The sequence below is a fragment of the Lentzea sp. NPDC051208 genome (assembly GCF_040682435.1).
GTDB classification, from domain to species: Bacteria; Actinomycetota; Actinomycetes; order Mycobacteriales; family Pseudonocardiaceae; genus Lentzea; species Lentzea kristufekii.
On record NZ_JBFBAW010000012.1, the window covers coordinates 220,681 to 245,668 of the forward strand.

The window sequence follows — 24,988 nt, forward strand, 5'->3', positions numbered from 1 at the left end:
GTGGGCTGCCTCTGCGCTGAGTAGGGTCGGCCTGGTGAGACTGCTCGAGTGCGGCCACGCGGCCGCCGCCGGTTCCCTCCGCACGTGCGAACACATGCTGGTGGAGGAGTCGCCCGACTTCTACCGCGTGCTGACGGGCTCGGGCGTGCGGTACGACGTGGTGTGCGGGGAGTGCCTCGGGAAGCCGCTGCTCACCGTCTGCGAGGGGTGCGCGGAGAGGGCAGAGGACCGGGGTGAAAGCCTCGGCTGGAGAGGAACTCCCGAGATCCGGCACGAGGACCGCTTCGTGGCGGGAACCGTGCGAGCGGAGTCCTGGGACGTCCGGCCCCTCAACGAGCGCTGCCTGGCGCCGTTGCCGCACGGCTGGCTCGCGCTGACCGAGTCGGGCCTGGTGGATCAGGACGGGCTCGTCTGCGCGGTGGAACTGGAGGTCGACGAGGCCCAACCGCACCACCCCCGGAAGCCGCTGCTCGCACTCCACACGTCGGCGGACGGCCGCTATGCCGCCGTGTGCGTCGACAACGGATCCCGGGCCGTTGTCCTCGACCTGAACACCAAGACCGTGGTGCTGGAGGTCGGCCGCGGCACCTATCACTCCGAGCAGACGCCGTATCCGCTCGCGTTCCTACCGGGAGACCGGGTGGTCGCGGCAACGGCCTGGAGCGTTCTCGACGTCTTCGCCCTGCCCTCCGGTGAGCGGTTGACGGAACGGGAGGCGAAGGGCACGGGGGCCTTCCACGGACGCCTCACCCCGAGTCCCGGCGGCCGGTGGCTTCTCGACGACCGCTGGGTGTGGGGTCCCGCCGGGATGCCGCACGCCATCGACCTGGAAGCCTGGCAGGCGGATGGCGGCGAGCCGGCCGGGACGTGGCTGGCGCAGCGCTGGTACGCCTGGGACCAGCCGGTCGCCTGGGTGTCGGACGACCTGGTGGCCGTCCAGCGCATCGGCGAGGACGACGAGGCGATGCTCGACGGCGTCCAGCTGTACGCACTGCCGAGTGGGCTGCGGCAGGGTGTGTTCGCGGGACCGGCCGGCCCGATGTGGGGCCACGGAGGACTGTTGTACGTGACCGGTGCCGACGGCCTTGAGGTCTGGGACCCCGAACGTGGCACGCGCATCGGCCTGGTGCCGGGGTTCCGGCCGACCGCGCATCGCGACGGCACGTTCGTCTCACTCGGTGACGGTGTGCTCGATAGCTTCAGTGTTGACTAAATATAGTCCTCACCGAGGTGCTCGCGGATGACCTTCTTCGGCACGCACATCGTCCAGGCCCCGATGACGAGCTCGGTCATCTCCTCGACGTCGAGCTCGGCCATCGAGGCGTGCACCCACTGGAAGCGCATGTCGGACTGGCCGGGGAACGCGAACTTGACCGGGTCGCTCGCGACGAGCGCTTCGCGTTCCTCGCGCGGGTAGCCGAAGCCCAGCACGGTCTCGTCGCGGGAGAGGGCCGCGTAGACGATCTGGCCCACGCGGAACTTCACGCGGTCGCGGATGAGGTGTTCGGTGGTGCGCGGAAGCGTGAGCGCCACGGCGCGGATGTCGGCGACGGTCACCATCGGTCCATCTTGTCGGACACACCGCGTCAACGGAGTCACTTCAGGCAAATTCGGCAAATAAGCTTGAATCGGACAATGGTGATCGAGAACGTTCTCGTTCTTCAATTCTCGCGCCGGGACAACGCCGTCTCAATTCGAATTTGCGTGCTCAACGAACTGGTTTCGAAAACGCTTGTTGCAAGTGGGTTGCATCGTTTTGGCCTGCATGTTCGCACGTCGCGACGCTGAAGCAGTTCAGAATTGTCACGATTGGAACACCGGGAATATTTCCGGCTTATGAGAGCGCGACCACACTCTCTTTCCGATTTCACCCGATCGGGTGAAAAGTAGCGCCATGAACATCAAGCGATCCCTTCCGGCGCTTCTTCCACTCGTGCTCACCGCGACCTTCTTCGCGAGCGGCGCGGCCGAGTCGGCGACGCCGAAGCAAAGCCCCGTGAACGTCACCGCCGGCGCGATCCGGTTCGACCCGCACGCGCCGAAGCTCGACGTGTCCTACGGGCACTCCGCACTGGAGCTGAAGTACATCCGCAAGGACGCGGACCAGGCCGACGGCTGCACGGTCCGCGACCACGAGGAGACGGAAGAGGCGGAGGTCGAGCCCGGAGCCGGCCACGTCACGGTCGCGGGCACCAGATACGACCTGGTCCAGTTCCACTTCCACACGCCGTCCGAGCACCAGTTCGGCGGCCGCAACACCCCGCTCGAGATGCACCTCGTGCACCGCAGCGCCGCGGGCAAGCTGCTGGTGGTCGGCGTTCCGCTGGTCGTCGGCTCGCACTCCGTGGTGGACGACGTGCTGGCGACGCTCTCGCCCGAGTGCGGTGCGCCGGTCGACATCGAGTCCATCGACCTCAACCGGTTGCTGCCCGCGGGTCACCACACGCTGCACTACACCGGCTCGCTCACCACGGCGCCGTTCACCGAGGGCGTCGAGTGGTACCTGACCGGCGAGCAGCACGTGTCGGCCGCGACCATCGCGCGGTTCAAGGGCCTGTTCACCGCGGGCAACGCCCGTGCGACGCAGCCGCTCAACGGCCGCACCTTCGTGGACGTCCCGCGCATCTGAGGTAGCTGACAAGAGAGAGGCCGGTCCTACGGGGCCGGCCTCTTGCGCGTGACGAGTTAGGCCTCTGATCCAACGGCGTGTGAGCAGCGGCACCGCCCCGGAGTCTTCTGAAGCGCGTCAGAAGGACCGTAAAATCGTTCCAGTAGCTAACTAGTCTCTGCTGCTGACACCCATTGGGGAAGCCTTGAACACCACCCGCGCCATGACCGCTCTCGCGCTCGGCGGGTTCGGCATCGGTACGACCGAGTTCGCGACGATGGGCCTGCTCCCGCAGATCGCGGAGACGTTCGGCATCCCCGACTACGAGGCAGGTCACGCGATCAGCCTCTACGCCGCCGGTGTCGTCGTCGGCGCGCCGTTGATCGCGGTGCTCGGGGCCAAGCTCCCGCGCAAGGGGATGCTGATCGGCCTCATGCTCGCGGTCGCCCTGGGCAACGGGTTGTCGGCAGTCGCGCAGGACAAGACGCTGCTGCTCATCGCGCGGTTCGTGGCCGGACTGCCGCACGGCGCGTTCTTCGGCATCGCGGCCGTTGTCGCCGCCACGCTCGTTGCCCCAGAACGGCGCGGTACGGCCGTTGCGCGCGTGATGGTCGGTCTGACCGTGGCGAACCTCGTGGGTGTGCCTCTCGCGACAGCGGCGGGGCAGCAGATCGGCTGGCGCACGGCGTACCTCGCGGTCGCGGTGATCGCGCTCGTCACGGCGGGGGCCATCGCGGCCTGGGTGCCGCTGGTGCCCAAGGTCGAGGGCGCGTCGATGAAGGGCGAGGTCCGCGCGTTCGGCCGCCCGACGGTGTGGTTCGCGATCTTCACCGGCATGATCGGCTTCGGCGGCATGTTCGCCGTCTACTCCTACGTCGCCCCGCTGACGACCGAGGTCGCCGGGCTGCCCGCCGGTGTCGTCCCGTGGATCCTCGCGGTGTTCGGGCTCGGCATGACGCTCGGCGCGACGTTCGGCGGCCGGTTCGTGGACCGCTCGCCCGCGGGCTCGGTGTTCGGCGGGCTGATCGCGGTCTGCGTGATCCTGGTGCTCTTCGGGCTCACCGCGACCATCCCGGTCTTCCTGTTCCTCTTCCTGTTCCTGCTGGGCTTCACCATCCAGATCCTCGCGGCCGCCCTGCAGATCAGGCTGATGGACGCCTCGCCGGACGCCCCGTCGCTCGCGGCCTCGTCCAACCACTCGTCGCTCAACGTCGCGAACGGCGCGGGTGCGTGGCTGGGCGGCCTGGCCATCGCGGCCGGCTGGGGCTACACCTCGACGGCGTGGGTCGGCGTGGCGCTGTCCGTGGCCGGTCTCGCTATCGCGGTGGCGTCGGTGCTCTACGAACGGCGCGCCTTGACGCGGGAGACCACGAACCAGACGAGGGCGATGGCCAGCGCGGCCAGCACCACCGTCGACACCCACCCCAGGTAGCGGTCGACCAGCTCGTAGTTGTCGCCGAGCGCGTAGCCGGCGAGGATCAGCGCGGTGTTCCACACGAGGCTGCCCGCCGCCGTGTAGAGCGTGAACTTGAGGATCGGCATCCCGGACACGCCTGCCGGGATGGAGATCAGGCTCCGCACGACCGGCACCATGCGCCCGATGAACACGGCCTTGGTGCCGTGCTTGTCGAACCACTCGTCGGCCTTGTCCACATCGGACGCGGTGACGAACGGGATCTTGTCCGCGACCTTGCGCAGCCGCTCCACCCCGAGCCACGCGCCCAGGCCGTACAGCACCAGGGCACCGACCACCGAGCCCGCCGTCGTCCACAGGATGGCGGCGATCAGCGAGATCTTGCCCTGGCCGGCGGTGAACCCCGCCAGCGGCAGGATCACCTCGCTCGGCACCGGCGGGAACACGTTCTCCAGTGCGACCGCGATGCCCGCGCCGGGCGAGCCCAGCGCCTCCATCAGCCGAGTGATCCACTCCATGGTCGTCGAAATACCCGTTTTGACCATGATCTCAACCTCCGGGACCCAAGTGCTCGCCGAGCGGGCCGAGTGGTCGGCATGCCGCATCGAGGTCTACCGTTGACCGCCTTCTCTTCTGGAGGTTCACGGTGCGAGGCGCGATCGCGGCGGGCCACCCGCTCACCGCACAGGCGGGCGCGGTGATGCTGCGTGCCGGGGGGAACGCCGTGGACGCGGCGGTCGCCGCGATGCTGACTTCCTGCGTCACCGAGCCGTTGCTGACCGGGCTCGGTTCCGCCGGGTACATGATGATCGCGCCGGCCGGGGAAATCCCTGTGCTGCTGGACTTCTCGGCCGTCGCACCGGGACTCGGGACGGCGGGCGATCGCGCTCCGCTGACCCCCATCACCGTCCACTTCGGTGACGCGGAACAGGAATTCCACGTGGGACCGTCCTCGGTCGCCGCGTACGGCATGCCGGCCGGTGCTGCCGCAGCCGCCGCCTACGGGCGTGCGCCGTTGCACGAACTCGTGGCCACGGCGGCGATGCACGCCCGTGAAGGCCATCGGATCAACCGGTACCAGGCGTACGTCACGTCCCTGCTGGTGCCGCTCGCCCACAGCGCGGGCCTCACCGCGTTCGAAGAAGGCGAACTCCTCGTGCAGCCCGCACTCGCCGAGGCCCTCGACCGGCTGGGCAGCGACGGCGCGGCGCCGTTCTACACCGGCGACATCGCGGTTGCGATCACCGACTGGATCAGGTCGAAGGGCGGCGACCTCAGCCGCCAGGACCTGGAAGCCTACGAAGCCGTGCGCCGCGAGCCGTTGCACGTGCGGCATCGCGGCCGTGACATCCACACGAACCCACCACCCGCCGCGGGTGGTGCGTTGCTCACACAGATGCTGGAAGCGTTGCCGGACAACCCGTCGCAGCAGGACCTCATCCGTGCACTCGCCACCCCGAAGACGCACCTGAACCGCCTCGGCTCGACCACGCACATCTCCGTGCTCGACGCGGACGGCACGGCCTGCAGCGTGACCACGACGAACGGCGCGGGCTCCGGGATCTCGATCGCCGGCGTGCACCTGAACAACATGATGGGGGAGGAGGACCTGTCGCCGGACGGGTTCTTCAGCCACGCGCCCGGCGACCGGCTGCCGTCGATGATGGCGCCGACCGTGGTGACCAAGCACGGGCAGGCCGAACTCGTGCTCGGCAGCGCCGGGTCCAGCCGGATCTGCGGCGCGATCCTGCAGGTGCTCGTGAACGTCCTCGACCGCGGCATGGCCGCCCAGGACGCGGTCGACGCGCCGCGCATGCACCTGAGCGGAGACCACCTCCACGTCGAACCGGGAATTCGACCGGAAAGCGAACTCCCGATCACCCGGTTTCGCGCGCCGAGCATGTTCTTCGGCGGCTGCCAGGTGGTCGAAATGACCGAATCCGGCCTGCTCAGAGGTGGTGCAGATCACCGTCGCGACGGTGCGATCGTCGTGGTGTGAGAGATTGCCCGCATAATGGGATATCTAGTTTCCTGATTGACCGCTCAACGAGCACGATTACCCGGTGACGGCTCTCAGCGAGAGAACATCCTCGCCGCTCCTGTCCCGTACGTTCCTCCAACTCTCCGGCATCAGCGTCGTGTGCGGCCTGTCGATGGCGTTCGCGATGCCGTTCGGCTCGCTGTTCCTCACGAGCGAGATCAAGGTCACGCCGTTCCAGCTCGGCTTCTTCCTGATCGTGAGCCCGATCGCGCAGGTCGTGGCGAGCACGATCATGGGCAGGCTCTCGGACGGCCGGGTGCAGCGCCGGTACCTGCTCGCCGCGGGCGGGGTCGCCGGGGCCGTCGGATACGGCCTGTTCGCCGTGCTGCGCGACTACTGGTTCCTGCTCGGCACGTCCGTCGTGTTCGTCGCTATCACGGGCGCCTTGCTGCCACAGCTCTTCGCGTACGGCCGGCAGGTCTCGCAGGGACCGTCGATGGTCGTCAGCGTGCTGCGGACGTTGCTCTCGGTCGCCTGGGTCGCCGGACCGCCGGTGGCCGCGCTGCTCGTCGCGAAGACCGGGTGGATCGGTCTGTTCGCCTCCACCGCCGTGCTGCAACTCGGTGTCGCGGTCCTCGCCCTCACGCTCCCGGTGCCGCCCGCGCGGGCGGAAGAGGAGAAGAAGACCGAGGAAGCCGCCGGCTCCGCGGGCAGGACCATGGTGGTCGTCTCCGCCGCTTTCCTGTTCCTGCAGGGGGCCGTGGGCCTCGCGGTGAGCGGCCTGCCGTTGTTCATCACGACCGAACTGCAGGGCACGGCCGGTGACGCCGGGCTCGCGATGGGCCTGTGCGCGGCGCTGGAGATCCCGATGATGCTGTGGTTCGGCTCGCTGGCGAACCGGATGTCGCAGCACAGGCTCGTGCTCATCGGCGCGGCCATCTCGTTGAGCTACCACGGGTTGATGGTGTTCACCGACGCCATCTGGCAGGTCATGGCCGCGCAGCTGCTGCACGCCGCCGCCATCTCGTTGATCATGGGCGTCGGCATCACGTACTTCCAGAGCCTCGACCCCGGCCGCCCCGGCCACGCCACGACGATGTTCAGCAACACCCAGATCGTCGGTGGCATGGTCGCGGGCGCGTTGCTCGGTGTCTCCCAGCAGCTGGGGTTCCGCTGGGTCTACGGCTTCAGCCTGGCGATGTGCGTCGCCGGCCTCGCGCTCCTGCTGGTCGCGGGCTCACTGGATCGTCGAAGCGGTGATTTTCGGCTTGCCGCCCACGCCTAGGTAGAAGATCCCCTTGACGGTCTCGAACCCGAGGCTCGGGTTGCGGCGCAGCGTGGAGCCCTCGACCGACATCGAGCCCGAGTTGTCGTTGCTGACGAAGAACACCGCGCCGCCGCCCTCGTTGGCCTGGTTGTCCTCGATCAGCGAACCGGCGACGCGCAGCGTGAACGTGTTGCCGTCGTTGTAGATCGCGCCACCGCTGCCGCCACCCGGCGTGCCACCGCGGGCCGGGTTGGCGCCGCGGCCGATGGCCTTGTTGTTCCTCATCAGGCTGTTGAGCACGACCCACGACGCGCCGATGCTGCTCAGCGCGCCGCCGTTGGAGCACACACCGCCCTCGAACGTGCTGCCGGTGATGTGGACCGGCACCTTCTCGGCCCAGTCGGTCACGCGGATCGCGGCACCGCCGAGGTCGGGTCCGCTGGCGTCGCACCTGTTGTTCGCGAAGCGGGAGTTCACGACCTTGAGCTGACCGCCGCGCACCATGATCGCGCCGCCACCCCCGCCGTCGGCCGTGTCGCCGGTCGAGTTGCCGTCGGCGAGGGTGATGTTCTGGACGACGAGCCTCGGCGCGTTGTGGTCGAGCACCCGACGCTGGCCCTGGCCGCTCAACGTGATGCGGCCGCCGCCGTCCAGAACGGTCCTCGCGCGGACCTTCGCGGTCGTGGCCAGCGGGATGGTGAGCGGCTGCGGCCCGCAGCTGAAGGTGACGATCCCTCCGGCGGCGACCGCGTCGACCACGGCCTGCGACGTGCAGCTCGCGGGCGTGCCGGTGCCGATCACGCGGGTGGGCTTCGAGGTGTCCTCGGCGGCGGCCTCCGGTGGCACGGCGGTGGTGCCGTTCGGGTTGCCGAACTTCGCGACGGGGGCAGGCGGGGGCGGGGGAGCAGGCGGAGGGACGGCGCTGCTGCTCGGCGCGGGAGTCGTCGTCACGACGGTGACGGTCTGGGACGTCGATGTCTGAGGTGACCGAGGTCCGGCGACGGGAGTACCGGGGATCGCCGTGCCACAACCCGCCACGAGGGCGGCAAGCAGCACGACGGCCTGTCTACCTGAAGGCATGGCGGGCACCCTAGGCGGGCCGGGAGGGGCTTGGCTACTGCCGCACTCACGGGAAATCGAGGCGCCGGAACCCGTCCTGCCGACGACGCCGGTGCCGCCAGATCGTGCGACCGATCGACTTCGTGTCCGGAACATGACGGCTCTGGGCCGGTTCTGTTGCCGCCGAAACGCGACGAGATCAAGGCGTTCTGCAGGTGTTTTCGTTCTGTGACGCGGGAACCGGGACAAGATCCGGATTTTCGGGGCCGATGCGGCAGGTGTGCGCAGGTGCGCACCGGTGCTTAGCTTGACTCACGAGTCAGGAATCGCGGCCGGCTCCAACGGTCGCCGTCACGTTACGTAGACGAAACGGACCAGTCGCTTGCACAGCGTGCGGTCCATTGAGTCAAACAACCCGTTCGTGAAAGAACCACGCGTTCGAGTGGCCCTGTGTCCCTGGCACACTGCGCTCCGTGCCGACCCAGTTCCCCGAAGAACCGACCGAGCGCCATCTGGCGCCCGACCCAGCGCTGATGGAGGCCGCCCGCGCCAGGGGTGCCGCCCGCTGGGCCTCGGCCGGTGACCTCCCGGAGCAGGAGGAGAAGCCGCCGGCCGGCCCGTTCAAGCCCCGCACCGCGGCGATCGTCGCCATCACCGCGCTCCTCGTCCTCGGCGGGATCGCCCTCGTCACGTTCGACGGCAGCTCCGGCAGCGGCGGCACGGACACCGCGCAGCCCTCGCACAGCTACATCCCCGGCCTGATCACCCCGCCGGAGGAACTGCCGGCGGAGTCCACGTCGGCGAACAGCCTGGACCCGTCGCTCGCCTCGTCCGCGCTGGGACTGATGCCGACGACGACGCAGAACGCCGTCGCGCCACCCGCCGGTGACACCGGCAGGGCTCCCGGCGGCGCCAAGTCCTTCACGACCGGCCCCGGCTGCGGCGGCTACACCAACGTCGGGTCGTACCGCGACGGCCGCAAGGGCTGGGTCGACCACGGCGACGGCAGGTGCGGCTCGACGTTCGTGTCGATCCCGATGTCCGGCGACGCGCGCCGCGACGACAACTCGGCCTACGGCATGTGGACGTTCGCGGCGACGGGCACGTGCGACGTCTCCGTGCACATCCCGAACGGCGGTCTGCAGGAGGTCGGGGGTAACCCGACCGTGTACTACGTGTTCGACCGCAACGGCGTCGGCGGCACCCCGATGGCGTCGTTCGCGATCAAGCAGGTCGACAAGCGCGGGCAGTGGGTCGGCGTCGGGAAGTTCAAGGCCAGCGGAAACCTGACCGTGCAGCTCGTCACCCGAGGTCAGGACTGGAACAGTTCCGGACCGACCTACGCCCATCACGCCGCGAGTGCCGTCAAGGCAGACTGCACGGCGTGACAAGAGATCTGCACCTGGTCCGGCACGGCGAGGCGACGAAGGACGGGTCCCGGCTGACGGCGCGTGGCCGCAAGCAGGCCGAGGCCCTGGCGGAACGGTTGCGCGGCACGGGTTTCGCGGCCGTGCACCACGGCCCCTCACCTCGTGCCGCCGAGACCGCGTCGATCATCGCCGGTGTGCTGCGCGTGCCCTGCCGCGTCGAGGCGGCGGCGGACGACTACGTACCGCACTTCGTCCCCGACCACGACGAGTTCTTCGACCGGTTCCCGGAGTCCGAACGCACCCGTGGGCCGGCGCGGGCCCACGAGGCCGAGACGCGGTTCGCCCGGCCAGGCGACGGCCCGGTGCTGGTCGTGACGCACTCGTTCCTGATCGGCTGGCTCGTGCGGGACGCGCTGGACGCCCCGCCCGAGCGGTGGCTGACGCTGAACCACGACCACGCGGCGCTCACGGTCATCCGCTACACGACCGGCGAGTCACCCCAGTTGGTCAGGTTCAACGACAGTGGCCATCTATCCGGGGTGCACCTCAGCCGGCTTTGAGCGTCAGCAGGGTGATCTCGCTGGGCGCGAAGACGCGCATCGGCGGGCCCCAGAAGCCGGCGCCGCGGCTGGTGTAGAGCTGGGTGCGGTCGCTGTGCCTGCTCAGGCCGGCGACCACCGGCTGCTGCAGCCGCACCAGGTAGTGGAACGGCCAGATCTGCCCGCCGTGGGTGTGCCCGGACAGCTGCAGGTCCACCCCGGCGTCGACGGCCTTCTTGATCTCGGACGGCTGGTGCGCGAGCAGCACGACCGGGGCGCTGGAGTCGGCGCCGCGCAACGCGAGCGCGAGGTCGGCGGCGTGGCCGGGCTCGCCCGAGTGGCTGGCCGTCACGTCGTCGATGCCCGCGAACACCAGCTTGGCGCCGCCGCGCTCCAATGCCACGTGCTCGTTGCGCAGCGCCTTCCAGCCCAGCCGGGTCATCAGGTCGATCCAGCCCTGCGCGTTCGAGTAGTACTCGTGGTTGCCGGTGATGTAGAAGCGGTGCTCGGTGTTCACGTCGCCGAGCGGGGTGGCCTGCTCCAGGCGCTGCTCGGCGGTGCCGTCCGCGATGTCACCGACGTGCACGGCAACGTCGGCGCCGAGCTCGTTGACCGCGTCGACCATGCCCCTCGACCACTTCGCGCGGTTGATGGCGCCGTAGTGCGTGTCGGTGATGACCGCGACGGTCAGGCCGTCGAACGCGGGGTCGAGCCGGGGAATCGTCACGTCTTGCCGCTTGATGCGAGGCACGCGCATCGCCTCGTACACCCCGTAGACCGTCACGGTGACGATGAGGACGGCGAGCAGCACGGCGATGAAACGGGAGCGGAACGGGTTCTCGACGCCGCCGAGCGCGAGTCCGAGCCGCACCACGTCAGTGATCAGCGTCCACACGAACGCGATCCACACGAAGCCCAGCAGGAACTGTGAGATCCGCGCCGCGCGGTCGCTGCCGCGCTGGGTGAACAGCACGATCATCGTGATGGCGGCCGCGACGAACACGACGGCGGCGATCGGCCGGACCGGGGCCGGCCACTCCGCGCTCGCCGCGAACAGGCCCTCGAACGGCACCCAGAACAGCAGCGTCGTCACGGAGAAGAGGACGAGCGTGAACACCACCCGCCGAACCGTGATGCGGGGCCGGGTAGCGGTGGTCGTCATGCGTGCATCCTCCTGGGCTGGACAGGTCTCAACCCATCTCAACGCACAGCCCGGTCAGTTTGTTCGCTGCGTCCGCGATAGACGTCCATCACAGGCGTTTTCGCAGCTGAGAAGCAACCGCGAGAGAGCTGGAGAGTCTTCTGAACAACACCAGAACAACCGCCTGACCCGACGACCTGGAGTGGGCCACATGATCTTCTACACCGACGAGGAGAGCCGCACGCTGCGCACCGCCGTGTACGGCGCCATGCTGCTGGTCTCCCACGCCGACCCCGGCCCCGTGCTGGAGGAACGCTTCGCCGGCCTGCGCGCGCTCGCCAACCTGTCGCCCGACCTGCGCATCGTGCTGGGCAGCGCCCGCCCGTCCGTGCCCGCCGGCACCGACGAGGAGATCGAGCCCGTCGTCCTGGAGGCGCTGCGCTCCTCGATGAAGACCCTCACGGCCAAGTCGCCGGAGGACGCCAGGGACTTCCCGCGCGCCGTGCTGGCGATCTGCCGCGAGGTCGCCGAGGCCGACGGTGTCGTCGTCGAGGCCGAGGACGCGATGGTGGCCCGCATCGAGGGCGCGCTCGCGCTCTAGCTCGTTTCTTCGGGCTTGGACCAGTGTCCCGCGTGGTGGACGCTGGTCCGAACGGCCGATGGCGCCGGGCTCGGGTGGTGCCAGGGTGGGTTCTCCAAGGGGAACACCATTCGGGGGAGTGCCGCCATGGAACTGTCGCGTCGCGAACTGCTGACCCGCACCGGCCAGGCCGCCGCCGTCGCCACCGCCGCGTCCACGCTCACGATCGGCACCGCGGCTCAGGCGGAGTCCGGCGAGCGGGTGAAGCTGACGCAGGGCACCAACATCTCGGTGTCGCGGTCGCGGGACGGCAGGTGGCTCGCCATCGACCTCGTCACCGCCATCTGGGTTCTGCCTTCCACCGGTGGGGAGGCGCGCAAGCTCACCGACGAGCTGCAGGACGCCTCGCTGCCGTCTTTCGGGCCAGACGGCCAGATCGCGTTCCAGTCTATCGGGACGGCAACTACCACCTGTACGTCATCGGGCTCGACGGCAAGGGGCTCAGGCAACTCACGCGGGGGAAGTACGACCACCGGGAGCCCGCGTTCTCGCCGGACGGCAGGCACCTCGCGTTCGTCAGCGACCGGGCCGGCAGCTACGGCGTGCACGTGCTCGAACTGGCGTCCGGCACCATCACGCAGCTGACCGGCGTGCCGGACGAGGCCGCGGCGCCGCAGTGGTCGGGGGACGGCAGGCGGATCATCTTCACCGTCGGCAACGCGGCGGTCGACACCGTGACGCTGGACGGCGTGCGCGAGCGGCTCGTCACGGCGCCCGCGGGCACGCAGCTGTTCGGGGCGGCGTTCGGGCCCGGTGGCCAGCCCAGTTACACGCGGATGCGGCCCGGGCAGGCCGAGCTGGTGCTCGGGGCGACCGCGGTGGTCACGGGCGAGGACGTCTTCGGGTTCGCGCCGATCTGGGACGGCGACAGCGTGCTCTACACCGCGGACGGCAGGATTCGCTGCCGTGCCAACGGGTCCACAAAGGACATCGCGTTCGAGGCCACGGTTCCGGTGCGCACCAACCGAAGGCCGCACCGCACCCGGAACCTCACCGGTGGGGCGGTCAAGGGCATCGCCGGTCCGGTGGTGTCGAGCGACGGGAAGATCGCCTTCCGGGCGCTGAACGCGCTGTACGTGCTCAGCGACGGCAAGGCGACGAAGCTCACGGACGGCAGGTACTTCGACTCCGACCCGGACTTCTCGCCGGACGGCAGGAAGATCGTCTACGCCAGCGACCGCAGCGGCGTCGCCCAGCTGTGGATTCGCGACCTGGACACGGGCAAGGACGAGCTGTACGCGCCGGCGCCGCACGCGCAGATCACGCCGCGGTTCTCGCCGGACGGCACGAAGGTCGCCTACCTGGACCAGGACGGCCAGGTGTGGATCACCGACCGGCAGGCGCGCAGGCAGGTCACGCCGACGCTGTTCCAGCCGGGCCGCCCGACCTGGTCGAAGGACGGCGGCACGGTCGCCCTCGCCGCGGTGAAGCCGTTCTCCCGCCGGTTCCGCGAGGGCACCAGCCAGATCCTGAGCGTCGACCTCGTCGGCGGCGAGCTCAAGTACACCGAGCCGATGCCGTTCCGCTCGATCGCCACGCGCGGCGACGACGGCCCGGTGTGGTCGCCGGACGGCAGGCACATCGCGTTCGTCGTCGAGAGCGTCGCGTGGGTCGTCCCGGTCGACGGCAAGGGCACCTTCCAGGGCGAGCCGCGCCAGATCACCCGCGAGGTCACGGACTCGCTGGCGTGGCACGGCAACGACGCGTTGGTGTACCTGAACAACGGCCGAATCCGGAAGTCCACTCTGGATGGACGGGTCACGACCATTCGGCACGGTCTGACTTGGCGCAAGCCGAAGGCGCCCGAACGCAAGGTGATCCACGTCGGCGCCTACTGGGACGGCGAGGCGCACGAGCTCAAGCACGACGTCGACATCGTCGTCGAGAACGGCAAGATCGAACAGATCCGCCCGCACCGCGGCAAGGCCGACGTCGACGCGTCAGGCCTCACCGCCATCCCCGGCCTGATCGACGCCCACAACCACTGGCACCTGCGCGGCCGCCAGTGGGGCGCGCGGCAGGGCAACGTCTGGCTCGCGTACGGCGTCACGACGGTCCGCTCACCGGGTGACCCGGTCTACCAGATGGTCGAGACCAGGGAGGCGCTGGCGGCGGGAACCCTGACGGGGCCGCGGTTCTACGCCACCGGCGAGGCCGTCGACGGCTCGCGCGTCTACTACAACTTCATGCGCCCGACGCTCAGCAAGGCCCAGCTCGACCTCGAACTGCGCCGCGCCCACGAGCTCGGCTACGACATGATCAAGACCTACGTCCGCCTGCCCGTCGAACTGCAACGCGCCGCCGTGCAACGGTCCCGCGTGCCGCTGTCGTCCCACTACCTGTACCCGGCCGCCCACATCGGCATGGACGGCATGGAACACGTCGGTGCCACCAACCGGCTCGGCTACTCCCACACCATCACCCGGCAGGGCAAGGCCTACCAGGACGTGGTGGCGCTGTTCACCAGGTCCGGCATGTCCATCACGCCCACGCTGTTCCAGTCGCGAGCCCTGTACGACACGGACAAGTCGCTGGTCACCGACGAACGCACCCGCGTGCTCTTCCCGCCGTGGGAGTACGAGCGGTACGTGGCCGACGCCGGCTCCCAGGGCACCCCGGCGGCCACGGCCTCCCGCGCGGTGCTGAAGGGCTGGGTCGAGTTCGCGCTGAACGTCCACCGCGGCGGCGGGTTCGTCATCACCGGCACCGACGCGCCGCTCGACAGCCCCGCCACCGCCACGCACCAGAACCTGCGCGCGCTGGTCGAATACGGCTTCACGCCGAGGGAAGCGCTCATCACCGCGACCCGCAACCCGGCGAGGTGGCTGGGCCTGCCGCTCGGCGCGATCAAGCCCGGATCCGCCGCGGACATCGCGTTCGTGCGCGGCAATCCCTTGGCCGACATCAAAACGGCGGCGAACGTGGAGCGGGTCATGGTCGGCGGAGTTCTCCACCGGGTCCCCGACCTGCTCGCGCCCTACCGGCAGCAACGGCAGGCCCTCACGACGTCAGCCGCGCTCGATCCGTTGCCGTCCGCGGAGAACAAGCACTGGTGGCACGAGCCGGAGTGGGCCGAGCGCGTCTGCTGCGATCACTGAACGGGTGCCGCGAAGCTCGGTTCCGCCGCTGCCAGCCGCGGTGCGAGAACGTCCAGCCGGCGTGCCTCCGCCAGCGCGTCCCGGCAGATCGCCCGCGGCTCCTCCGCTTCGGGGTCGGAGTGCGTCGCGAAGTTGTCGCGCACCGGCCCGAAGTGAGCGGTCAGCCAGGCGAACAGGGGAGCAGACAGCCAGGTCGGCGCGCGGAACAGCAGGGCGCGGCGTCCCACGACGACACCCCGTGCCTCGACCAGCGGCAGCAGTTCGCGCCCGGCCAGCAACGCTTCGCGCAGTTCGCGCCTGCGCCCCGCGAGATCGGCCAGCGCGCCCAGCCTCAGCCCCTGCGAGAACAGCCCGGCGTCCGACACGAAGTGGATCAGCAGCCAGCCGCGGAAGTCCGGTACCTCCTTGATCCGCAACCCCGCCCCGCGGAACACCTGCCGCACGACCCGCCCCCGTTCCGTCTCCTGGCCGACGGTTCCGAAGAGGACGGACGGCAGGAGGGCGCCACGCAGCACACCGTCCTCGCCGAAACCGCCGCCCGCCTGGGGAAAGCCCCACGCGACCTGCTCGGCGGGAAGCGCGCCGATCGCGTCCAGCGGCTCGGCCCAGATGTTGCCGAACACCAGCACCGTGGCCTTGCCGGCGCGGTGCGCCAGGAAGTCCGCCGCCTCGGTCAACCGGTGGTGCCCCACGCTCAGCACGATCAGGTCGAAGTCGTGGTCCGGCCCCAGTTCCTCGCGGAGACGCACCGGCCATTCCAGCACGACACGCTGCCCCCACGGGCGCCGCCGAAGGTCGCGCAGGTCGAGGATCGTCGTGTCGCCGTACTGCGCCGCGCGGCCCGGCCGGACGTAGAACTCGACGTCGTGCCCGGCCTGTTCCAGCGCCCAGCCGTACACGGTGGCGATCACGCCGCGGCCGAACATCAAGATCTTCACGGTGCACCCCATGGGTTACGATGTAAGTGGAGACAATCTCCAATTACGAAAATATGGAGGCAGGTTCCGTTTGTCAACGCGAGGGAGCGCCAAGCCGCTGCGTGCGGACGCCCAGCGCAACCGCCAGGCGCTGCTGGCCAAGGCCAGGGAGATCTTCGAAGCGGGGGAGTTCTTCGACCTGCGCTTCGACGACTTCGCCCGGCTGGCCGGCGTCGGCACGGGCACGCTGTACCGCCACTTCCCGACCAGGGAGGCACTGGCCGAAGCGGTCTACCGCGAGGAGGTCGTCGCACTGTGCGACCGGGCTCGCCGGCTGCAGGCCACGTCACCCGCGCTGGAGGCCTTGGCGACCTTCCTCCGCGGCTTCGTCGACTACCTGCACGACCACCACGGCCTGGCCCGGACGCTGGTCACGCTCATGACCAGCGGTTCGGAGGCGCTCGCCGAGGGCAGCAGGGCGCTGGAACAGGCCGTCACCGACCTGGTGACCGCCGCCGCCGAGGAGGGCACCGTCCGGGGCGATGTGGGCGCCGGTGCGGTCATGATGGCGCTGCACGGCATCGGTGCGGCCCACGACCGCCCTGGGTGGCGGGCGGAGGCCGACGGTGTCGTCACCCTGGTGCTGGACGGGCTGGTTCAGGGGCTCCAGCCGAGCAGCCCGAACGACTCCCCGGCCAGGTGACCGGTGATCCCGGCGGCGGAGTAGGAGAGGAGGTCCGCGGGTAGCGCGTCCAGCCCGAACCACCGCAGCTCCGAACACTTCTCCGGCTCGCGGTTGACCGGTTCCCCGCTCCACCGCCGGACCTCGAAGAACAACCCGAGCCGCGGTTCCGCACCGGATCCGTTGGCGTGCACCGTGTGCACGTGCCGCAGGTGGCCGGGCTCGATCACCACGCCGACCTCCTCCGCGGCCTCGCGCACGGCACCGTCGAGCACGGACTCGCCCGCGTCGAGCTTGCCCGAGGGCAGGTGCCAGAGGCCGTCGAACCGGGGATCGGCGTCACGGCGCCGGCTGAGCAGCACCTCGCCGTCGCGCACGAGCAGCACGTGGACGTCGATCAGGTGGCGGTCGGCCATGGGCCCACCGTAAATGATCTGCGACGAGCCACGGGGCCGTGACACGATCTTGGCATGACAGCCTTCGCGACCCCTGAGAACATCGCCGCCCGCACCAACGCCGCACGAGACGCCGCGGTGGCGGCAGGTCGCGAACTCGGCCTGGAGATCACCGAGGGCAAGGTCCTCTACGAACTGTTCTCCGTCGTCGTGCACCTCGCACCGTCGCCCGTCGTGGCCCGCGTCCCGACCGTCCTGCCGCACACCACGACCCTCGAGTCACTGGCCCGGCGCCAGCAACAGGAACTCGACGTCGCGCAGTGGCTGCACGACCAGGGCACCCCGGTCATCCCGCCGAGCACGCTGGTCCCGCGCGAACCCGTGCAGCGCGACGGTTTCTCGATCACCTTCTGGCCGTTCACCGAGGAGGACAAGTCCGCGGAACCGGACTACCTCAAGAACTCCGAACTCTCCGCCGACCTGCACAAGGCACTGCGGGACTACCCCGGCGAGCTCGAGTTCCTGTCGTCGGCGGAACCGCGGTTCGTCCGCGAGGGCCTCGAAAAGCTCGAAGGCCTGGACATCGTCACCGCGGAGGATCTCCGACGGGCACGAGCCGAATGGGAGGTGCTGGAACCGCTCGTCAGCTCCCAGGCCGCGTTCGAGGCGAAGTTCCCCGGCATCGACCTGCAGCCCATCCACGGCGACTCACCGCCCGCGAACATCTTCGCGAGCACCGGCGGCCCGTTGTTCTCCGACTTCGAGCTGATCACCTACGGCCCGGTCGAATGGGACCTCGGCGGCCTCGGCCTGGAGTACGAAGCCGCCTACAACCGGGGCGCCCGCAGGAACGGCCTGCGCGAGCTCGACGAGGAGGTGCTCAGGTTCGTCAACGCGGTCGGCGCGATCCGGGTGATCGCCTACCTGTCGTGCGCGGACCAGCTGCCCGCCATGGTCGACTTCATGCAGCCGTTCATCAACCAGTGGCGGGACACCGAGTCTTACGCGCGGTGACCGCGATGCACCCGTCTGAGGGGCGAAAGACGCGGCAAAGGTCAGTGGTCACCGCGCTTACGCGTGAGCGGCCGCGCGATCCCCAAGCCAGGCAACGATCTCCTCAGCGGGCAGCGGCTCGCTGAGGAAGTACCCCTGCACCACGTCACACCCGGCCTCGGCCAGCGCCGTCCACGTGTCCTGGTCCTCCACGCCCTCGGCGACGGCCTGCAACCCGAAGTTGCGGGCCAGCGCCACCAGGGCGTGCACGATCGCGCTGTCGCCGGCGTCTGTGCACATGTGCGTCACGAACGACCGGTCGAGCTTCATCTCGTGCACCCGCATGCTGCGCAGGTACGAGATCGACGAGTAGCCGGTGCCGAAGTCGTCGATGGACAGCCGCACGCCCAGTTCGGTGAGGCCGCGCAACACCTCCACCGCGCGGTCCGGGTCCGAGATGATCGCCGACTCGGTGATCTCCAGCGTCAGCAACCGGGCGGGCAGCCCGTGCCGCTTGATCAGGTCGGCCACGTCGCCGGGGAACTCGGTGTGGTGCAGGCAGGCCGCGCCCACGTTCACCGAGACCGGCACCTCCCAGCCCGCGTCCGACCACGAACGGCACTGCCGCAGGGCCGCGTCGATCACGTACCGGGTCAGCGGCTCGATGAGCCCGTTCTCCTCGGCGACCGGGATGAACTCGTCCGGGCGCACCAGGCCGCGCGTCGGGTGCTGCCAGCGGGCCAGCGCCTCGACCCCGCACACCGCGCCCGTGTCGGCCAGCGCCTTGGGCTGGTAGTGCAGGAACAGCTCACCGCGGTCGATCGCGTGCCGGAGCTCCGTCACCGCGGTCAGGTGCGCGGCACCGCGTTCGTGCAGGCGAGCGTCGTAGACGGCGACGCCGGACTTCTCGCGCTTCGCCGCGTACATCGCGATGTCGGCGTGCCGCAGCAGTTCGTGGCCGTCGCCCGAGTCCGACGGGCACAGCGCCACGCCGACGCTGGCCGCTATCTCCAGTTCCAGGCCCTCCAGCGTGACCGGCATGGCCAGGGCCTGGAGGATCTTGTCCCCGACCATGCTGGCGTTCTCCGCCGAGCCGACGCCGGGCAGCAGCACGGCGAACTCGTCGCCGCCCAGCCGTGCCACCAGGTCCGTGTCGCGCACCGCCCACGACAGGCGGTTCGCCACCTGGCGCAGCAACAGGTCGCCGGTGTGGTGCCCGAGCGAGTCGTTGACCTCCTTGAACCTGTCGAGGTCCACGATCAGCAACGCCAGCGGCTCGTCCTTCTTGCGCGCCTTGTCGACGGCCTGTTCCATCCGCCGCGCGAGCAGCGTCCGGTTCGCGAGGCCGGTCAGGGCGTCGTGGTGGGCCTCGTGCTCGTTCTTCGCGGCCTGGCGCAGGATCATGCGGCGCTGCGCGAGCAGCACCATGCCGAACAGCGCGACCAGGGCCGCGTCCAGCACGAACACCACGATCTGCGCGATCCGCAGCCGCGCGTTCTTCTCGTCGGCCGAACGCAGGTACTCGGTGGTGTCGAGGCGCTTGACCCCGATCGTCGAGGAGATCTGGCGCCGCAACGACGAGTGCGCGAGCCCCGCCTGGTCCGCCTGCGCCGGGTCGGTGCCGGCGACGACCGCGCGCAGCATGTCCGTGCTCTGGTCGTACAGGGGCAGCAGCTTCGTTGCCTCCGCCGCGTCGGACGGCATGCCGTTGGCGCGCAGCCACTCCAGCTCCGCGCGTGCGGAGCCGACGGAGTTCTGCAGCGGCTCGACGGTCTGCTCGGTCCGCGCGACCTGCAGGTCGCGCAACGCGTTGTCGGCGACGTTGATGTGCTCCAGCACGCGGGCCCACCGCTCGCTGGTCTCGTTGAGCTCCCGCACGTGCGCGGTCGTCGCCTGCGCGCTGATGCTGCTCCACAGCGCCAGCCCGGCCAGGACCAGCAGCCCGAACGTCAGCCCGACCGTCGCCACCCGTGCGGTGGCGCGGCCCTCCCAAAAGCTCACCGTGCCTGCTCCAACGGTCGCACCCAGCTCGCCGGATCGTCGACGAAGCTGTCGATCTGAGGCTGGAAGAACTCCTTGCGCGCTTTCTCGGACTCCTGCCGGTGCAGGATCTGGTCCAGGTTCGCGGTGGTCACCGTGAGCCCCGGCGTCTCGATCCAGCCCTCCGGCAGCGCAGCACCGCCCTTGGCGTGCCGTGCGAGCAACCAGCCTGCCACAGCGCCCTTCAGGTAGTGCTCCGGAGAGATCGACGCCACCATCGCGCCGTCCCGCACCGCCTGCAACGTCCTCGGGTCGACCCCGAACCCGCCCACCAGCCACCTCGCCGACTTCTCGGTCTTCAACGCGGCGAGGTTGACGCCGTCGCAGTCGCCCGTACCAACGAACGCGAGGGCGTTCGGATTCGCTGCCACGAGACGTTTCCAGGTGTCGCGATTCGCGACGTCGTCACGTTGCGTGTCGAACGGGCCCAGCACCACTACCCCCGGTAGCTTTTCGGCGAACCGCCCACGGATTCCCTCGGCCCGGTCGTCGAACCCGGCGAGTCCCGGAGCCGTGTTCCCCAGCACCACCGTCCCGGTCGCGTCCGGGGGCATTCGGCGCATCAACTCGTCAGCCAGCTTTTCGCCGAGTTCGTAGTTGTCGTTACCGATGTGGAGTTTCACCCCTGAGCTCGCGGTGAGCCGCATGTCCACGCCGACCACCGCGACGCGCTGCTTCAACGCCTCACCGATGGACGGCGCCATCAGCGACGGCTCCGACGTCGCCACGGCGATTCCGCCAATCGCCGCCATCGTCAAATCGCGGAACAACTCGACTTCCTTGTGCCCGTCCTGCCCGGGAGGACCGGTCACCGTCGCGCTGACCCCGCCGATGCGGCCGACGCCCTCGTGAAAGCCGCTCGTCATCTCCTGGGCGAAGGAACCACCGGTGCGTTTCACCACGAAACCGACGTGCGGCAACGCCCCGGACTCCGCAGCGGCAGCACAGCTCGCTAACAGCACCAGACCCAGCACCAGCGCCGCAGCTCGCATGGATGACCTCGGGCTCGCTCGACCTACGGGGTGATTGATCCAGAGCGGCCGATGCTACATCGACTGGTGCCAAACCGGGATGACGCCTGCCAATACCGGCAAGCGCTTTCACGTTCCGGCACCGATCACGCGGGGTCGTAACCGAGGTTGGGGCGCAGCCACTGCTCGACTTCCGCGAGCGGCTTGCCGTACCGCGTGGCGTAGTCCTGCACCTGGTCGCGGCCGAGCCTGCCGACCGTGAAGTACTTCGCCTCGGGGTGCTGGAAGATCAGGCCGCTCACGCTCGCCGCCGGGTTCATCGCGAACGATTCAGTGAGCGAGATCCCGATTTCCTCCGCGCCCAGCAGATCGAACAGTTCGCGCTTCACGGTGTGGTCGGGGCAGGCCGGGTAGCCCAGCGCGGGACGGATGCCGCGGAACTTCTCCGCGTGCAGGTCAGCGAGTTCCGGCTGCGCGTCCGGCTCGAACCAGTCGCGCCGCGCCCGCAGGTGGATCCATTCGGCGAACGCCTCGGCGAGCCTGTCCGCCAGCGCCTTCACCATGATGGCGCGGTAGTCGTCGTTCTGGGCCTCGTACTTCGCGGCCAGCTTCCCGGCACCCAGGATCGTCACCGCGAATCCACCGATGTGGTCGCCCTCGGGCGCCACGTAGTCGGAGAGGCAGCGATTCGGGCGCGAGAGCGGCTTCTTGGTCTGCTGGCGCAGCATCGGGATTCGCACACCGTTGTCGAGCAGGATGTCGTCGCCGTCGGAATGCGCGGGCCAGTAGCCGTACACGCCCTTCGCCTCGAACAATTCCCCGGCGACGATTTCGTCCAGCAACGCGGTCGCGTCGTCGTAGAGTTCGCGGGCTACCGGCTGCTCGAGGATCGCGGGAAACTTGCCTTTGAGTTCCCAGGCGAGGAACAGGAACGTCCAGTCGATGAACTCGCGCAGTTCGGCCAGAGACGGGCTCAGCACGCGAGTACCGGTGAATGCCGGGGTCGGCAATTCGGAGAAATCGACCTCTTCCCGATTCGCGCGCGCCTCGTCGAGCTTGAGCAACGGCACCGACTTGCGGTTCGCGTGCTGCTCGCGCAGCCGGGCCTGCTCCGCGCGGTTGGAGATGTTCAGCTCGTGGGCGCGCCGGTCGTCCAGCAGGTCGGAGACGACGCCGACGACCCGTGACGCGTCGAGCACGTGCACGACCGGCTCGTCGTAGACGGGGGCGATCTTCACGGCGTTGTGCTGCTTGGAGGTCGTCGCGCCGCCGATCAGCAGGGGCAGCTTCATGCCGCGCCGCTGCATCTCCTCGGCGACCGAGACCATCTCGTCCAGCGACGGCGTGATCAGCCCGGACAGGCCGATGACGTCGGCGTGCTCCTTGATCGCCGTGTCGAGGATCTTCGCGGCCGGCACCATCACGCCGAGGTCGATCACCTCGTAGTTGTTGCAGCCCAGCACGACGCCGACGATGTTCTTGCCGATGTCGTGGACGTCGCCCTTGACCGTGGCCAGCACGACCTTGCCGTTGCCGCCCGCCGTGGCCTTCGGCTCGGCGTCCATGAACGGCTCCAGGTACGCGACCGCGCGCTTCATCACGCGGGCGCTCTTCACGACCTGGGGCAGGAACATCTTGCCCGCGCCGAACAGGTCGCCGACGACCTTCATGCCGTCCATCAGCGGGCCCTCGATGACGTCGAGCGGACGCGGCAGGGCCTGCCGTGCCTCCTCGGTGTCCTCCTCGATGAAGTCGACGACGCCGTGCAGGATCGCGTGCTCCAGGCGCTTGCCGACCGGGGCCTCGCGCCACGACAGGTCCACGACGCGCTTCTGGCCGGGGCCCTTGACGGTCTCGGCGTGCGTGACGAGGCGGTCGGTCGCGTCCTCGCGGCGGTCGAAGATGACGTCCTCGACCAGTTCCAGCAGTTCGGGCTGGATGTCCTGGTAGACGACGAGCTGCCCGGCGTTGACGATGCCCATGTCCAGCCCGGCCTTGACGGCGTGGAACAGGAACGCCGAGTGCATGGCCTCGCGCACGACGTCGTTGCCGCGGAACGAGAACGACAGGTTCGAGATGCCACCGCTGATGCGGACGCCCGGACAGCGCTCCTTGATCCGCGGCAGGGCGTCGATGAACGCCTTGGCGTAGCCGTTGTGCTCCTCGATGCCGGTCGCGACCGCGAGCACGTTCGGGTCGAAGATGATGTCCTCGGCCGGGAAGCCGGCCTGCTGCGTCAGCAGGTCGTAGGCGCGGGCGCAGATCTCGACCTTGCGGTCGGTCGTGTCAGCCTGGCCCTGCTCGTCGAACGCCATCACGACGACACCGGCGCCGTAGTCGCGGATCGTGCGGGCCTGCCGCAGGAACGGCTCCTCGCCCTCCTTGAGGCTGATCGAGTTGACCACGCCCTTGCCCTGCACGCACCGCAGCCCGGCCTCCAGCACGGTCCACCGGGAGCTGTCGATCATCACCGGGATGCGGGCGATCTCCGGCTCGGTCGCGATGAGGTTCAAAAACGTCGTCATCGCCTGCTCGCCGTCGAGCAGGTCGGCGTCCATGTTGACGTCCAGCAGGTTCGCGCCGCCGCGCACCTGGTCCAGCGCCACGGTGAGGGCGGCGTTGTGGTCGTCGGCCTCGATCAGCCTGCGGAACTTGGCCGAACCGGTGACGTTGGTGCGCTCGCCGATCATGACGAACCCGGTGTCGGGGCCGATCTCGAACGTCTCCAGGCCGCTGTAGCGGGTGGTGTGCCGGGGCTTGACCACCTCGCGCGCGTCGATGCCGCGCACGGCGTCGGCGATGGCCTTGATGTGCTCGGGTGTGGTACCGCAGCAGCCGCCGACGACGTTGACGATGCCGTTGCCCGCGAAGTCCTTCAGCAGGGCGGCGGTCTCGTCCGGCGTCTGGTCGTAGCCGCCGAACGCGTTGGGCAGGCCTGCGTTCGGGTGGCAGGCGACGTAGGTGTTCGCGAGTCGTGCCAGGTCGACGACGTGCGGGCGCATCTCCTCGGCGCCCAGCGAGCAGTTCACGCCGACGACCAGCGGCTCGGCGTGCGCGATCGAGTCCCAGAACGCCTCGACGGTCTGGCCCGACAGCGTGCGGCCGGACAGGTCGACGATCGTCACCGAGATCCACAGCGGCAGGTCGGGCGCCACCTCGCGGGCCGCGGCGATCGCGGCCTTGCAGTTCAGCGTGTCGAAGATCGTCTCGATCAGCAGCAGGTCGACGCCGCCCTCGCGCAGTGCCGAGATCTGCTCCGCGTAGGAGGCCTTGACCTGGTCGAAGGTGACGGCGCGGTACGCGGGGTCCTCGACCTTGGGCGACAGGGACAGGGTGACGTTGAGCGGCCCGACCGAGCCCGCGACGAACCGGCCGCCGAACTCGTCCGCGGCCTGCCGGGCGAGCCGCGCGCCGGCGATGTTCATCTCGCGGACGCGGTCCTCCAGCCCGTAGTCGGCCTGACCGATCGAGGTGGCGGTGAACGTGTTGGTGGTCGTGATGTCCGCGCCCGCCGCCAGGTACTGCCGGTGCACGTCGAGCACCAGGTCCGGGCGGGTCAGGTTGAGCAGGTCCGGATCACCCGCGACGTCGAGGTGGTGGTCGCCGAACTCCGTGCCGTAGTAGTCGGCGGGGGAGAGCTTGGCCTGCTGGAACATCGTGCCCCACGCGCCGTCGAGCACGGCGATGCGCGAGTTCAACAGAGACCTGAGACCAGTCACGCGCGCTCCCGAAAAGTCGGAAGCGCCCTTGTTCGTGGTGGTGCGAGGCCGAGCGTGGCAGGCGCGAGACCTGTTGCAGCGCTTCTCGGCTTCGCCGGCAAGATTACCAACAGCGACCATGCACCAGGAACTCGTCCCACTCCATAGGATGGCC

Annotated in this window: 21 protein-coding genes; 12 read left to right on the top strand and 9 right to left on the bottom strand. The window is 69.4% G+C overall.

Translation table 11 applies throughout. The features are described 5' to 3' along the window. The first annotated feature begins 34 nt into the window (after positions 1-34). Positions 35-1,213 carry a hypothetical protein gene (locus AB0M48_RS28450; RefSeq protein WP_363847641.1) on the top strand — a complete coding sequence of 393 codons (1,179 nt, stop codon included), beginning with the start codon at positions 35-37 and terminating at the stop codon, positions 1,211-1,213. Here AB0M48_RS28450 and AB0M48_RS28455 read toward each other — a convergent pair. Beyond that, positions 1,210-1,560, bottom strand: coding sequence for an MmcQ/YjbR family DNA-binding protein (locus AB0M48_RS28455; RefSeq protein WP_363847644.1), 351 nt, complete (start codon positions 1,558-1,560; stop codon positions 1,210-1,212). The two genes, AB0M48_RS28450 and AB0M48_RS28455, sit on opposite strands and share 4 nt — an antisense overlap. A gap of 334 nt (positions 1,561-1,894) precedes the next feature. On the opposite strand from AB0M48_RS28455, the gene AB0M48_RS28460 reads away from it, so the two are divergent. Both AB0M48_RS28460 and AB0M48_RS28465 read left to right on the top strand, forming a co-directional pair. Beyond that, on the top strand, positions 1,895-2,629 hold the full coding sequence (locus AB0M48_RS28460) for a carbonic anhydrase family protein (RefSeq protein ID WP_363847647.1): 735 nt from the start codon (positions 1,895-1,897) through the stop codon (positions 2,627-2,629). A gap of 202 nt (positions 2,630-2,831) precedes the next feature. Then, positions 2,832-4,040 (top strand): MFS transporter, encoded by a 1,209-nt coding sequence (locus AB0M48_RS28465; RefSeq protein ID WP_363847650.1) that lies wholly within the window; start codon positions 2,832-2,834, stop codon positions 4,038-4,040. Here AB0M48_RS28465 and AB0M48_RS28470 read toward each other — a convergent pair. Next, on the bottom strand, positions 3,947-4,540 hold the full coding sequence (locus AB0M48_RS28470; RefSeq protein ID WP_363847652.1) for a DedA family protein: 594 nt from the start codon (positions 4,538-4,540) through the stop codon (positions 3,947-3,949). The two genes, AB0M48_RS28465 and AB0M48_RS28470, sit on opposite strands and share 94 nt — an antisense overlap. 128 nt (positions 4,541-4,668) lie before the next feature. Here AB0M48_RS28470 and AB0M48_RS28475 point away from each other — a divergent pair, with 128 nt between their 5' ends. Together AB0M48_RS28475 and AB0M48_RS28480 are read left to right on the top strand one after the other, a co-directional pair. Continuing rightward, complete coding sequence (locus AB0M48_RS28475; protein ID WP_363847655.1) at positions 4,669-6,021, top strand: gamma-glutamyltransferase; 1,353 nt, start codon at positions 4,669-4,671, stop codon at positions 6,019-6,021. Between the two features lie 64 nt (positions 6,022-6,085). Beyond that, on the top strand, positions 6,086-7,288 hold the full coding sequence (locus AB0M48_RS28480) for a sugar efflux transporter (RefSeq protein ID WP_363847658.1): 1,203 nt from the start codon (positions 6,086-6,088) through the stop codon (positions 7,286-7,288). Here AB0M48_RS28480 and AB0M48_RS28485 read toward each other — a convergent pair. Further along, positions 7,241-8,350 carry a hypothetical protein gene (locus AB0M48_RS28485; RefSeq protein ID WP_363847660.1) on the bottom strand — a complete coding sequence of 370 codons (1,110 nt, stop codon included), beginning with the start codon at positions 8,348-8,350 and terminating at the stop codon, positions 7,241-7,243. The two genes, AB0M48_RS28480 and AB0M48_RS28485, sit on opposite strands and share 48 nt — an antisense overlap. Positions 8,351-8,802: 452 nt before the next feature. Between AB0M48_RS28485 and AB0M48_RS28490 the strand changes: the two genes are divergently transcribed. Both AB0M48_RS28490 and AB0M48_RS28495 read left to right on the top strand, forming a co-directional pair. After that, positions 8,803-9,717, top strand: a complete 915-nt coding sequence (locus AB0M48_RS28490; RefSeq protein ID WP_363847663.1) for a hypothetical protein — start codon at positions 8,803-8,805, stop codon at positions 9,715-9,717. Beyond that, positions 9,714-10,259 carry a histidine phosphatase family protein gene (locus AB0M48_RS28495; protein WP_363847666.1) on the top strand — a complete coding sequence of 182 codons (546 nt, stop codon included), beginning with the start codon at positions 9,714-9,716 and terminating at the stop codon, positions 10,257-10,259. The genes AB0M48_RS28490 and AB0M48_RS28495 overlap by 4 nt, the downstream gene beginning before the upstream one ends. On the opposite strand, the gene AB0M48_RS28500 is transcribed toward AB0M48_RS28495, so the two are convergent. Next, entirely contained in the window at positions 10,246-11,400 is a 1,155-nt protein-coding gene (locus AB0M48_RS28500) for a metallophosphoesterase (RefSeq protein ID WP_363847669.1), read from the bottom strand. The genes AB0M48_RS28495 and AB0M48_RS28500 overlap by 14 nt on opposite strands. A gap of 190 nt (positions 11,401-11,590) precedes the next feature. Between AB0M48_RS28500 and AB0M48_RS28505 the strand changes: the two genes are divergently transcribed. From AB0M48_RS28505 to AB0M48_RS28515, 3 genes are all read left to right on the top strand, one after another. Then, a complete protein-coding gene (locus AB0M48_RS28505) occupies positions 11,591-11,980 on the top strand; it encodes a hypothetical protein (protein ID WP_363847672.1) in 390 nt (129 codons plus the stop codon). A 126-nt stretch (positions 11,981-12,106) separates the two neighbouring features. Continuing rightward, positions 12,107-12,604: a hypothetical protein gene (locus AB0M48_RS28510; protein WP_363847675.1), complete on the top strand. Its 498-nt coding sequence runs from the start codon at positions 12,107-12,109 to the stop codon at positions 12,602-12,604. Further along, a complete protein-coding gene (locus AB0M48_RS28515; RefSeq protein WP_363847677.1) occupies positions 12,568-15,117 on the top strand; it encodes an amidohydrolase family protein in 2,550 nt (849 codons plus the stop codon). Before AB0M48_RS28510 ends, AB0M48_RS28515 begins: the two co-directional genes overlap by 37 nt. Here the strand turns inward: AB0M48_RS28515 and AB0M48_RS28520 are convergent. After that, positions 15,111-16,055, bottom strand: a complete 945-nt coding sequence (locus AB0M48_RS28520; protein ID WP_363847680.1) for a 2-dehydropantoate 2-reductase N-terminal domain-containing protein — start codon at positions 16,053-16,055, stop codon at positions 15,111-15,113. The genes AB0M48_RS28515 and AB0M48_RS28520 overlap by 7 nt on opposite strands. Positions 16,056-16,125: 70 nt before the next feature. Here AB0M48_RS28520 and AB0M48_RS28525 point away from each other — a divergent pair, with 70 nt between their 5' ends. Continuing rightward, a complete protein-coding gene (locus AB0M48_RS28525; protein ID WP_363847683.1) occupies positions 16,126-16,737 on the top strand; it encodes a TetR/AcrR family transcriptional regulator in 612 nt (203 codons plus the stop codon). Here the strand turns inward: AB0M48_RS28525 and AB0M48_RS28530 are convergent. Beyond that, complete coding sequence (locus tag AB0M48_RS28530) at positions 16,692-17,132, bottom strand: NUDIX domain-containing protein (protein ID WP_363847686.1); 441 nt, start codon at positions 17,130-17,132, stop codon at positions 16,692-16,694. The two genes, AB0M48_RS28525 and AB0M48_RS28530, sit on opposite strands and share 46 nt — an antisense overlap. Positions 17,133-17,186: 54 nt before the next feature. Here AB0M48_RS28530 and AB0M48_RS28535 point away from each other — a divergent pair, with 54 nt between their 5' ends. After that, the gene (locus AB0M48_RS28535) at positions 17,187-18,125 is read left to right on the top strand and encodes a phosphotransferase (protein WP_363847688.1); all 939 of its coding nucleotides are present in this window, start codon (positions 17,187-17,189) and stop codon (positions 18,123-18,125) included. A 57-nt stretch (positions 18,126-18,182) separates the two neighbouring features. Here the strand turns inward: AB0M48_RS28535 and AB0M48_RS28540 are convergent, their stop codons facing one another. From AB0M48_RS28540 to metH, 3 genes are all read right to left on the bottom strand, one after another. Continuing rightward, complete coding sequence (locus tag AB0M48_RS28540) at positions 18,183-20,105, bottom strand: bifunctional diguanylate cyclase/phosphodiesterase (RefSeq protein ID WP_363847690.1); 1,923 nt, start codon at positions 20,103-20,105, stop codon at positions 18,183-18,185. Next, positions 20,102-21,136, bottom strand: a complete 1,035-nt coding sequence (locus tag AB0M48_RS28545) for a sugar ABC transporter substrate-binding protein (RefSeq protein ID WP_363847693.1) — start codon at positions 21,134-21,136, stop codon at positions 20,102-20,104. Before AB0M48_RS28545 ends, AB0M48_RS28540 begins: the two co-directional genes overlap by 4 nt. Positions 21,137-21,261: 125 nt before the next feature. Then, positions 21,262-24,834, bottom strand: coding sequence for a methionine synthase (gene metH / locus AB0M48_RS28550; protein WP_363847699.1), 3,573 nt, complete (start codon positions 24,832-24,834; stop codon positions 21,262-21,264). Positions 24,835-24,988: the final 154 nt, after the last annotated feature.